Genomic DNA, 1,261 nt, shown 5'->3' on the forward strand with positions numbered 1-1,261 from the left:
GCTCTCATGGCCTACATCGCTTCCAAGAAGCTCTTCTATTAACTAGGCAATCATACAGAATACATATTCTGCATTGAGCCAGCATAAGCGACGTGCCAATTGCAAAAGTAACTTGCAACCCGCTCAACCGAGGATTCCAGGGTTGTCATGAAACGATAAGCCATGCCCTTCAGTGTGCCAGCATGGTTGGTGGCTGGCCGCGTCCTCAGTTCAGTTTTGAGATCTCGATTTACCCATTCATCCGGGTTCAACTCTGGAGAGTATGGTGGCAGAAAAAACAGCTGGATATGTTCCCTGTTTGCGTCCACCCATTCACGAACTTTTTGAGCTTTGTGCGCTGACAGGCAGTCAACGATGAGAAATATTTTCTGTTCCGATTTGCGGATCAGGTTTTTCATGAACCCAATGAAAGCATCTGCGTTCATGCTTCCGTCAAGAAACTCAAACCGCATCAATCCCTGATTGCTGAGTGCAGAAGCCATGGTGAGACCGAATTTAGGGCGCCGCACCGTATGCTCCTGCTCCGGCGTGTCTCCGCGAGGCGCATAGCTCCTTGCCCAAGCAGCGTCTTGCCGTACTTGCGTCTCGTCCTCCCACAGGATGATGGCATTCTGAGCCATCGCTCGGCGCCTGATGGCCGGATACCGAATCTCCAGCCAACGCTGAACCTCCACCGGGTTTCGCTCCAACGCCCGCTTGGCAGGACGTTGCGGCGTGAAGCCCCAGCGCCGCAAATACTCTCCAACGGTGCGAATCGGCATGTCGATATCCCATAGCAGCTTGACCGCTGCTTGAACCGCTCGACGATTCCACACGGCATAAGGCAGTCCCAATTTGTTCGGAGAACGCCGCAGGATTTCGTCGCGCAAAAGAGTCTCTCGCGCCAAGTTCAGAGTGCGACGCTCTCCATATCTGGCACCACGTCGGCCCGATGAAACGTGAAGGTCTTTATCCCTGCCTCCCACGCCATAACGCTTCCCCCAGTTGATGACAGCTGCGAGAGTCAACCCCAAAATATCTGCCACCTCTTCCCAGGTGTAATTTTTCTTTCGCAAACGGTGAGCCAGTCGGCGCATCAGTTGCAGGTTGTCTTCCGAAAGTTTGCGGCCATCGAGCGTATCCATGGCAACAAATATAGTTCATGCTAATTTAGATTGCCACGTTAATATTACTGCCCGCTCAAGGACAATCGTTATGTGGACGACTCCAAAGAGGGACGTCCTTATCAACGTGTGGACAGTCTGCAGTGGACTGATCTTGA

The 1,261-nt window shown here is 52.5% G+C and carries 1 protein-coding gene; it reads right to left on the reverse strand.

Annotation, left to right across the window (positions count from 1 at the left end):
- Positions 1-50 precede the first annotated feature (50 nt).
- Complete coding sequence (locus tag H537_RS51375; RefSeq protein ID WP_211235042.1) at positions 51-1,124, reverse strand: IS630 family transposase; 1,074 nt, start codon at positions 1,122-1,124, stop codon at positions 51-53.
- Positions 1,125-1,261 lie beyond the last annotated feature (137 nt).

The sequence above is a fragment of the Azohydromonas australica DSM 1124 genome (assembly GCF_000430725.1).
In the GTDB taxonomy this organism is placed as follows: Bacteria; Pseudomonadota; Gammaproteobacteria; order Burkholderiales; family Burkholderiaceae_C; genus Azohydromonas; species Azohydromonas australica.